The sequence below is a fragment of the Microcoleus sp. PH2017_12_PCY_D_A genome (assembly GCF_020738565.1).
Classification (GTDB): Bacteria; Cyanobacteriota; Cyanobacteriia; order Cyanobacteriales; family Microcoleaceae; genus Microcoleus.
This window is the reverse complement of sequence record NZ_JAEQCI010000062.1, coordinates 23896-34301: the sequence shown is the minus strand read 5'-3', so window position 1 is coordinate 34301 and position 10406 is coordinate 23896. Positions and strand designations below refer to the sequence as shown.

The window sequence follows — 10406 nt, the reverse complement described above, 5'->3', positions numbered from 1 at the left end:
TTTTCCCATCTAAAATCTGGTTTGTAGTGAGGACTTGAGTCCGCAAAAAGAAGGACTAAAGTCCTCACTACGAACCTCTTCTTTTCCTATCTAAAATCTCAAATGGTATAAGCTCATGGTTCTTCAAATCCCATCAAGTTCCAAAACACCAACTGTCACCTGGGAAGCCCTACCAGCAGACTTTGTATTACCGGACGATCCCGTGGAAAATATTCAACAAACGCCCCTTGCTGCCTCTCTCACCGATGCTCTGGGGGCTGCTGGACGCATTGGACTCGCCCTAATTGGTTCCAATTTTGGACTGGTAGCGACTATCAATCAGAAAACTGTAGTTAAAGCACCCGATTGGTTTTACGTGCCGCAAGTGCATCCAGTCGCAGAGGGCACCATTCGCCGCAGCTACACGCCGAATCTGGAGGGTGCGCCGGTATCGGTGGTGATGGAGTTTTTGTCTAATGAAGATTACAGCGAACTGTCCGTGCGATCGACTCCTCCCTACGGTAAGCTCTACTTCTACGAACAGATTCTGCAAGTTCCTACCTATGTTACTTACGACCCCTACGATCCCAAGTTGGAAGTGCGGTATCTGCAAAATGGGAGCTATGTAACCCAGACTGCTGATGCACAGGGACGGGTGCGGATTCCAGAGTTAGATTTATGGCTGGGGATTTGGCGGGGGGAACGTTTGGGACAAACTATGAATTGGCTGCGCTGGTGGGATGAAGCTGGAAATTTGCTGCTGTGGAGTTCGGAACAAGCCGAACAGGAACGTCTGCGGGCCCAACAGGAACGCCAGCGGGCAGAACAGGAACGTCAGCGGGCGGATTTATTGGCGGCAAAGTTGCGGGAGTTGGGTGTCGATCCCGATCGGCTGACGTGAAAGGGCGGGATGTCTGTTAGTCGAGTGTTTCCAGGCGGGCGATCGAAATTGAGAGATATTGAACAAGTGTGGGATACAGCAAGCATATTGTGTAAAACAATCGCAATATCATACACACAATTGAAAATACTTGCTAACATTGATAAAAAAACTTCCAGTACCTGCTCTAGCTCATTACTTGGGTGGAACAGAAAATTTAGCGTTGAGTCAGCGCGGGGTGGAGTTAAAGCTGTGGATAATAGGGCTAGCAATTCAACTGAAAGTTGAAAAACATCGATTGAAACCGTCCGAACTACTCAAAAAACGAGGAAGGAATAATGAGTGATCGCCAAAGACTAGCAGATATTAAGGAGATTCTGGAACTGCTCGAGGAAAAACTGGGAGAGTTTGAAAAGGAGCTGGCTACTAGCGCTAGCATTCCGGCTAAGTTTGAGCTAAAACACAAGATTAAGCGAGAGATTCTCCCCGACATTCGCCGCTACGAAGCTGAGTATTGGGAACTGTACCCGATCGAAACCATTATCATCTCCAATGAAGAAGCAGAAACTCAACTAGCTAAAGTAGAACAGGCTGTTGAATCTATGCAGCGCATTCCACAAACTGCTGAGTATCCTCCCGAACTGATTCGGCTACTGCAAGACATCCGAGCCAAGTTGGACGAAGGGGATAAAGCAGCTTCTGCTAAGTTGAAAGTAACTTTGCCACTGATTCCCCTCCTTGCCTCTTACGAGCTGGAGATGGATACAGAAGGGGTTATGCACAAAACCTGGAAGACAATCAAGCGTTTAGTTCGGAGATAAGTTGTGTCGAAGGAAAGGCTAGAACAAGCGCTTGTGAATTGGCAACGTAAACAAGCTGAGTACGAGTATGAATTATCAGTAACTAGCAGCACAGAAAAAAAGTTTGAGCTACGAATAAAAATTGAGGAATGCCAGAGGGAAAGTAAGAGACTTAAAGAAAGTAGTAATAACCCCGATGCCAATTTTGATGAAAAGAGCATCAGCGCGAGCGAGAAATCAGAAAATTTGAGCTATACCCTTATGAATCCTACACCAAATAATCCCGATCCGAAGCTAAATCCTTTACATATTACTCTTGGTATTTTGGCTTTACTAGGAGGCTTAGGACTTGGATATTTCACTGTTACAATTTCAAGTAACCCCCCTAAACCACCTATAAGTTCTACGGAAAATTTAACCACACCGATAAAAGTCGATCTGACTGTCATAGATATAGAGACAAAACAAGCAATATCAGATATTAAAGTTTACTTTTTATCTAAAGGAGCGCCAACAACAAAGATGACGGATGATAATGGATATACTTCTATAGAAATTCCAGAGCGAGGAGATATTCAAGTTACTCTGAGCAAATCTGGCTACAAAACTAAAAATTTTACAATCAATCTAGAAACTGACAAAAATCGAACCAGATCCGAGTATATGGAAAAAGAGTCTTTGACAAAAGACACTGGAAAAGTCCCAGACGTACCGCTAGCTCCCTCCAATTCATCTTCAAAACCTGACGCAAATACAGACAGTTCAACTAATCGTATTATTTCAGAAAGTCCAAGAGCTAATCCAGAAAAAATAGGAGAATTAGAAGGCTCGAAATTATTTGAGCATAGCATAAGTGCTAATTTACCAGAGCAAACGTATCACTTCAAATTAGCAAATACCAGCGATATTAGCTTGTATCTTGATGGAGTAAGCAGTGAGGCACAAATTGTTCTCTATAAAGCTAATCAAGCAGGAGTTGTCACAAGCTACATGACGATGAAAACAGCTTCTAATGCCAAGTCTGGAGTAATCCAAGAGAAGTTAGAGACTGGAGATTACGTCGTTTTCGTCAAGTTGAAATCTCGCGGAACTAAATATTTTTTACGTTTATTTAATAATACAAATCTAGCTGAAAATGTTGACTACCTCCAAACTGAGAAAAAATATACAAATCAAACTATTAGTTCCCAGTATCCCGAAAAATACTATCATTTTAAATTAGCTAATCCCACTAATGTTAGCTTACGTCTAGAGGGAGTAAATAGTGATACACAAATTTTTCTTAATAAAGCTGACGAAGCAGGAGTTATAAGAAGTTACATAACTATGAGTTCCGCTTCTAAGGCCAAGTCTGGAGTAATCCAAAAGAAGTTAGAGACTGGAGATTATGTCGTTGTCATTCGCTTTCAAGCTAGAGACACTAACTACAACCTTACCATGTCGGCTCAATAAAAATTATAGTCAGGTGTGTCGCCATCGCATATTTACAAATTCGATCGCATTTTCAGCAGCGACGCACCACACAATAGTTAGGTGCCTCACACGAATCATCGTTAAGTCGCCGACGCAATTGTGATATCAACACATTGCACTTTTACAGAAGTTCCCATATTACAAAATCAGAAAATATGGACTACGGCGAGGGAGCATCTCTGTTTTGCAAGAAGCATTTTTTAAAGAGCGGACTGAAGTCCGTACTACGAACCTTTTTTGAGCGGAACACTGTAAATGCAAAACTGAGATGCTCCCCTACGGCGAATTAAAGCTAACCCTAAGTTATAGGGCGATCGCCTACCGACTCAGTATTAATTATAGTAGCTAGATCGGGGGAAAGAAAGACATCAGGAAACAGTAAAGTTTCTAAATAGTGAAACTTTATTCCATAAATCTTTTTGATTTCTTGGATTTGTCCAATAATCTGCTCCTTGTTGATACTCTGATTGCTTTTGATTCCCACAATCATTATATTCTTACTCGTATGTTCAGCCGCTATAAACTCAAAAACCTTTGTTTTGTAGCCAGACAATTCAAGTAAAAGCGCTCTTAATCCATCAGTCACTATTTCCGATTGCCTCTCTAGCAAAATGCCAGACTTCAGCAGATCCTTCAACACCGTATTCGGATGAATTTGTTTCCTAACTTGCTTGTGACAGCATGGTGCTAGGATAATCAAAGAAGAATCAGATTGTATCCCTTTATAAATTGCATCATCTGTTGCAGTATCACACGCATGAAGTGCGATGGTTATGTCTGATTTCTCGGCGCTATAGTTACTGATATTGCCTTGTTTGAAATGTAAATCTTTGAAGTCAACTGATTGGGCGACAGAGTTACAAAACTGCACTAAATGGATTCTGCTTTCTATACCAATAACTGATGCTTCTTTGTCTAAAATATTGTTCAAAAAATCATAGATTGCGAAGGTTAAGTATCCTTTACCTGAACCCATGTCAACTACAGAGATATGACTCTTCGCTGCCAATCTTGATGATTCAATTAAGCCATTTATAATTTCTACAAACTTATTTATCTGTCTAAACTTATCTTCCATCGTTTTTACGATATTACCTTGACTGTTGGTAATACCTAACGCTGTGAGATATATATTATTTTCGGATGCAATATACCGTTTTTTCTTGCGATCGTGTTCCTGGGGAGCCGTATCGACGGGATTGGTGAAAGTAGGCTTAATAAATTTAAGTTTGGGATTCTGAGCTTTGCCATATTCAAGTTGGACATCTTGCGTGAGCGAAAATAATCTAATACTCAAAAAATCACTTCCAGCTAGGGTTTTTATTAAATCTATTCCTTCTGAGATTAGGTGGTTTTTTACTATTTCTTTGGTTTTGTAGCTATAGGTAAAAGAAAGTTTTATGCTGGATTTTAATTTTACGGTTCTCACAATAATTTTAGTTAAGCCGTCTTCTTTTCCTCGATATTTTCCTAAAGTTAATCTGATAAATTCTTGATTTTCTATACTAGAACCTAGAATTAACTCGAATTGCTCTTGCGTGTTGATATTCATTATATTATTTAGTAGCGGTAGCGTGCGTCGAAGAAAGAAAATTTACAAATTAAAGTCAAAATATCACAGTGACGCACCACAATAGTCTGATGCGTCACACGAATTATTGATTAAGTCGCCGAGGGAATTGTGATATCAACAGATTGCACTTTTACCGAAGTTCCCAAACTCGATAACGGTGGTTGAATAGCCGCAGTATTTCCGACTACTAATGTTACCAGATTCTCCGGTTTCAAGTAAGTTTTGGCTACACGCTGCACGTCAGCAATTGTGGCTGCTTCGACGCTGCGGCGGTACCGAAAAATGAAATCTTCGGGATAACCGTAGTATTCGTAGCGCATTAGTCGCGACAATGTTTGACTGGGATTTTCAAATTTGAAGATGAAAGAATTGAGGGTGGAATCTTTCGCAAAAGCTAATTCTTCGGCGGTAATTGGTTCGGTGCGGATGCGATCGATCTCAGCGCGAATTGCCTTGATAAACGGTACTGTCGCGTCCGATCGCGTTTGGCCTCCAGCCACAAACACCCCCGGATAGTCAAATCTCGGACTCCAAGCCGCGTAAACACTGTAGGCTAAGCCTTGGCGCGATCGCACATTATTGAACAAACGCCCGCCAAAACCGTTCATAACCCCATTCATCACGTCCAAAGCACCGTAATCTGGGCTGTTCAACATCCCGCCCAAATGCCCCATCTGCACGTAACTTTGGCTCAATTGCGGCTGATTTACCAAAAATACGCCGCCGCCTTGATTGGCCGGCGTTACCGCTGGTAGTGCAGGCATTTCTGCGCTTTTAGTCGGTGTCCAATTGCCGAATTTTTGCTCGACGAGCGATCGCATTTTAGCAGTATCAAAGTCACCAGAAATACCCAAAATCATATTTTTGGGGTGGAAATATTTCTGGTAAAAACCCACCAAATCGTCGCGGGAAATATTGGCGAGAGTCTTGTATTCTACCGTGCGCGCGTAAGGACTGCGATCGCCATAAATCAACTTTTGAAACTCGCGGCCCGTAATATCGTTAGGATCGTCATTGCGGCGGGCAATTCCACCTTGCTCTTGATTCTTAGCTAAATCCAACTTTTCCTTAGCAAAAATAGGCTCCCGAATTACTTCTGCAAACAAGTCAAAAACGGGTTCCACATCCTCAGCTAAAGCACTAAAATTAGCGCTCCCAGAAACACCATCAATCCCCGTTTCTACCGAAGCTGCTCGCTGTTCTAGCAACTGATTTAGCTCATCAGCCGTATGCCGGCTCGTGCCGCCAGTTCGCATCACTTCTCCCGTCAAACCTCCCAATCCAATTTTATCGGCAGGTTCAAAACGATCGCCCGTGCGAAATAGCGCCGTCCCCCCGATTAGCGGCAGTTCTCTATCTTCCATTAAATACACGCGGATGCCATTTTTCAGTTCAAAGCGAGTGTATTTAGGCAGTTTAATTTCTGGCACCGGCGGGAATGTTAATTCATCATAGTGCTTCGGCCCAGCGGCTAGGGAAGGCAATAAATTAAACGTGCCAAGTGAAACAGTAAAAAAGCAAAGCGACAGCAGAAATAACTTCACTTTTTTCAGTCTCAATTTAGTTTTTTTCATTCTTGCTCCTAATTTTCATGTGTTGACAATTCAACGAGGCAGAGCCTCGGGATCTGCGTTTTCAGGCAGAGCCTGGAAACGAGTGTTTCTCCCTTTTTTCTTTATTCTGTCCTCTTCCCATTGGTGTTAACTTAAGCCCGAAAAACCGCCAGGGACTGAAGTCCCTGTCTAATAGCTAAAGTCCTCGGTCGAGGACTGATGAGTTGATTAGTCCTCTTTAGAGGACTTTCGCTATGAGGCAGGGGTTTAAACCCCTGCCGGACTGAGGGTTTGACCTTAAGTTAACACTTCTTCCCTCTTCCTTCTTCCTTCTTCTTACAGCGACAAAAGCTTACCAATCGTGCGATTTTCCGGGCGGAAAGTGGCCTTAGCTACTCGCTGAATGTCAGCGGGAGCAACAGCAGCGATCGCATCCAATTGCTTAAACAGATTTTTCCACGAACCAGTTTTTACTTGATAGTCCAGCAGCGAAAAAGCCATGCCCATATTAGAATTGAGCGATCGCAACAAACCAGCCCTCGCTTGAGTCTTCACCCGTTCCAACTCTGCATCAGACACCGGATCGGTTTTTAGGCGATCGATTTCCTTGCTCAAAGCCACCGCCACCTCATCAACCGTCTTACCCGGAGCAGTTTGAGCGTAAAACAACATCAAATTCGGGTACTTTTCCCCCGGATAACCGCTGAAACCTTGAGCCGCTAGCGCCAATTGCTGCTGCTCTACCAAGGATTTGTAAAGCCGAGAAGTGCGGCCGCTGCTGAGCAAAGAACCAATGATTTCATAAACCGCATTGTCGGGATGATTCATCGCCGGTCTGTGGTATCCTTCCAAATACCAAGGTTGAGTTTTTAGCTTCAGCGTCACTTCCTTAGTTTGTGTTTGCGGAGGCTCCACAATTTGCAATTCAGGAGGCGCGGGTTTCGCCTTGTAGCGACCGAAATAAATTTGAGCGAGTCGCTTCACCTCGGCAGCTTTCACGTCTCCTACCACCGCCACAGTCAGCTTGCTGGGGATGTAGTGAGTATCGAAAAAATTCTGCACCTGGCTGCGCGTCAGGTTCTGAATGTCTTCAGTGTAGCCAATCACGGGGCGGCGGTAAGGATGAACAGAGAAAGCTTTGTCAGCAAAAACTTCGACCATTTGCCCGATCGCCGAATTCTCAGTTCGCAGCCTCCGTTCTTCTAAAATTACCTGTTTTTCCTTATAAAATTCCCGAAATACAGGTTCTAAAAAACGCTCGGATTCCAGCGACATCCACAATTCTAACTTGTTAGCTGGGAGACTGTAAAAATACATGGTCGAGTCGATAGAAGTAGCGGCATTTAGTCCTACTCCGCCTGCTTGTTCTACGATTTTACCGAATTCGTTGCGCTTGACAAATTGCAAAGATTCGGCTTCAACCTTGTCAAATTCTGCTTTTAATTTGGCGATTTCTTCAGTTTTGCCGCTTTTCTTCGCTGCTTGCATTTGCTCGAAGAGTTTATCTTGTTTTTCTAGCAGCGGCTTTTCGGCTTTGTAGTCGGTAGTGCCGATTTTTGGCGTGCCTTTAAAAGCTAAATGTTCGAGATAGTGGGCGACTCCGGTTTGGCCCTCTGGTTCGTTGGCCCCTCCCACGTCGGCGTGAATTAGAAACGATGCTACGGGGGATCTGGGCCTTTCGAGCACCACGAATGTCATGCCATTGTCGAGCTTAAATTCGGTGACTTGCTTGATTACGCGATCGAGCGACGGTTGCACAGACACTAATTGCGAGCCGCTAGCGGGGTTCTCGCGGGCGAGGGCGATTTCGGGGGAAACTCCCCACCACAGCACTACAGCGGCGAGCAGGGAGGCGATGAATCGAGTTTTGCGAGGCGATTCCCTACGGGGTAGCTTCGCCTCACGGGGTTTTTGGAACTGCGGGATCATTCGATTTTAGATTTTAGATTTTGGATTTTAGATTGTCAAACCTGAGGTTTGTGCCGAATACAAGAGATTCTTGTTCAAGGATAAAGATTTTTTGAGGCATAAGCGATCTGTTGCGCCCCAGATGTTAGGCTGATACAGCAAATCTCAAAAAGGGTCATTCGATTTTAGATTTTAGATTTTGGATTTTGGATTGTCAAACGGCAAGAAGTTTATGCCGAATAACAAGAGATGCTTTTTAAGCATAAAGATTTTTGGGGGCATAAGCGATCTGTTGCGCCACTTCCAGTTTAAGATTAAAGTCGCGCACTACTTAAAACTTAACATTATTTTGCCCGCCCGCCCCAAACCCGCAGTTCCAAGTGCATGAACCTAATTAAACGTAAAATACGGCTCGCTTAAAAGCTTGCTGTGTATGTCTTCCTCCTTCTTCCTTCTTTCTTCTTTCTTCTTCCTTCTACTTAAATCGCCAATTACCGATTCCAAAGCCATGCGAATTTTTAATCAGTCTCCTCCTTCAGAAACAGAAACCAAGAAGCGAATTTTACAAGCAGCTCAGCGTTTATTTGCCCGCAGCGGATACGACGGTACGACAACTCGGGATTTAGCCGCGGCGGCGGGAGTGGCGGAGGGTACGCTATTTCGGCATTTTGATAATAAAAAAGCGATTTTGATTGAGGTGGCGACGGAAGGATGGGTGGAAATACTGACAGATTTGCTGACGGAATTGAGCGAGATGGGCAGTTACAAAGCAGTGGCTCAAGTGATGCGGAGGCGGATGCTAAATATCCGCGAAAATAGCGATATGATGCGGGTGTGTTTTTTGGAAGCGCAGTTTCACCCGGATTTGCGCGATCGCATTCAGTTAGAAGTCATCGGAAAAATGAGCGCTGTGGCTGAGGCTTTTTTTGAAACGGCGATGGAAAAAGGAGTTTATCGCAAGATGAATCCGAAGATTGTCGCTCAGGTATTTTTGGGAATGTTTGCCGTTGCCGGTTTCAGTCAAAATACGATTATGGAGCCGAATGCTTCCCCCCAGGAAATGCAGGAAATGGCGGAAGGATTAGCCGATATTTTTCTGAATGGGGTTTTGGTTAAGGATTAGTCATGAGTTTGTAGGGTGTGCACCGCGCACCGACTGATATTATATAGTCCTATGAGAGCGCACCGAAAAAGTGAACCGCTGGGGGAGTGGGCATCTAAGTCAACCGATGCGCCGTGCACACCCTACTTCCTTCTTCTGTTTCCCTTCTTCCTTCTTCTTATGACCAAAGTTTTAGACTATTCTATTCGGCAGCTAACGCAGGAAGACGAGCCTTTTTTGTGGCAGATGCTGTACGAAGCGGCGCACATGGCAGAAGAAGGTGAATCAACGGTGCAAGCTGTTGTGAATCATCCTTTAATTGCGAAATATGTCAAGGATTGGGGACGTGCAGGCGATAGGGGCTTCGCAGCAATTGAATTGAACAGCAGCCAGCCAGTAGGAGCGGCGTGGCTGCGTTTGTTTGCAGGGGATGACAAGGGATTTGGCTGGGTTGACGATACTATCCCGGAATTGGCGATCGCAGTTCTTCCAGAATACACAAATCAGGGTGTAGGAACTCAATTGCTGGCTCGTTTGTTGCCAGCAGCCAAAGCATTTTATCCATCGGTATCCCTGAGTGTCAGAAGCTCAAATCGGGCCCTGAGTTTGTACGAGCGATCGGGATTTAAAGTAATTGAGGGAAGCGAGACAATCAACCGCACAGGCGGGACATCATTCACGATGAAAATAGATTTTGATTGAGGGAATTATTACTCATCGTTAAACTCGTACATTTGCCGTACCCAATTCTCCCGATTTTCCTGCCATTCATCCGTTACTACTTCCCAAGTTGTATTGCTTTCTAGTTCCAGCAATAAACTTGATACTTCTTCAAGAGTCGATGCTGCTTGGCATTCTTCTACCCAACTTTCCCGGCGCCGTTTCCATTGATTTTGCACCGCTTCCCACTCGATGTCTGATTCCAATTCAACTAGAAATTCTGCTAACTGTGACGGCTCAACTGCTGCTTCCACGTCACTCACCCAACTGTCGCGACGTTCTTTCCATTCTTGCGTCACTGCTTCCCATGTGAGGTTGCTTTCAAACTCTAACAGTAACTGGTTCAGTTCTACCATATTAAATGTTTTCTTGTTGGCAGTTTGTGCTACAATTATACATTTTTTTTTATTTATGGTCT

9 protein-coding genes are annotated in these 10406 nt (G+C 44.1%); 5 read left to right on the top strand and 4 right to left on the bottom strand.

The window, feature by feature from the left end:
• The first annotated feature begins 115 nt into the window (after positions 1 to 115).
• From JGK39_RS18875 to JGK39_RS18865, 3 genes are all read left to right on the top strand, one after another.
• Positions 116 to 880: a Uma2 family endonuclease gene (locus JGK39_RS18875; RefSeq protein WP_293297030.1), complete on the top strand. Its 765-nt coding sequence runs from the start codon at positions 116 to 118 to the stop codon at positions 878 to 880.
• 317 nt (positions 881 to 1197) lie between these two features.
• Positions 1198 to 1680 (top strand): hypothetical protein, encoded by a 483-nt coding sequence (locus JGK39_RS18870; RefSeq protein ID WP_293297033.1) that lies wholly within the window; start codon positions 1198 to 1200, stop codon positions 1678 to 1680.
• A gap of 33 nt (positions 1681 to 1713) precedes the next feature.
• The gene (locus JGK39_RS18865) at positions 1714 to 3111 is read left to right on the top strand and encodes a hypothetical protein (protein ID WP_293297036.1); all 1398 of its coding nucleotides are present in this window, start codon (positions 1714 to 1716) and stop codon (positions 3109 to 3111) included.
• A 319-nt stretch (positions 3112 to 3430) separates the two neighbouring features.
• Here JGK39_RS18865 and JGK39_RS18860 read toward each other — a convergent pair whose 3' ends face one another.
• The 3 genes from JGK39_RS18860 to JGK39_RS18850 all read right to left on the bottom strand — a co-directional run bounded on the left by JGK39_RS18860 (position 3431) and on the right by JGK39_RS18850 (position 8187).
• A complete protein-coding gene (locus tag JGK39_RS18860; protein ID WP_293255651.1) occupies positions 3431 to 4684 on the bottom strand; it encodes an SAM-dependent methyltransferase in 1254 nt (417 codons plus the stop codon).
• A gap of 110 nt (positions 4685 to 4794) precedes the next feature.
• On the bottom strand, positions 4795 to 6279 hold the full coding sequence (locus tag JGK39_RS18855) for a pitrilysin family protein (RefSeq protein ID WP_293297039.1): 1485 nt from the start codon (positions 6277 to 6279) through the stop codon (positions 4795 to 4797).
• 315 nt (positions 6280 to 6594) lie between these two features.
• Positions 6595 to 8187, bottom strand: a complete 1593-nt coding sequence (locus JGK39_RS18850; RefSeq protein WP_293255645.1) for a pitrilysin family protein — start codon at positions 8185 to 8187, stop codon at positions 6595 to 6597.
• A 487-nt stretch (positions 8188 to 8674) separates the two neighbouring features.
• Between JGK39_RS18850 and JGK39_RS18845 the strand changes: the two genes are divergently transcribed.
• On the top strand, positions 8675 to 9289 hold the full coding sequence (locus tag JGK39_RS18845; protein ID WP_293255642.1) for a TetR/AcrR family transcriptional regulator: 615 nt from the start codon (positions 8675 to 8677) through the stop codon (positions 9287 to 9289).
• A gap of 159 nt (positions 9290 to 9448) precedes the next feature.
• Positions 9449 to 9970: a GNAT family N-acetyltransferase gene (locus tag JGK39_RS18840; protein ID WP_293255639.1), complete on the top strand. Its 522-nt coding sequence runs from the start codon at positions 9449 to 9451 to the stop codon at positions 9968 to 9970.
• Positions 9971 to 9978: 8 nt separating this feature from the next.
• Here the strand turns inward: JGK39_RS18840 and JGK39_RS18835 are convergent, their stop codons facing one another.
• Entirely contained in the window at positions 9979 to 10344 is a 366-nt protein-coding gene (locus JGK39_RS18835; RefSeq protein WP_293255636.1) for a hypothetical protein, read from the bottom strand.
• Positions 10345 to 10406 lie beyond the last annotated feature (62 nt).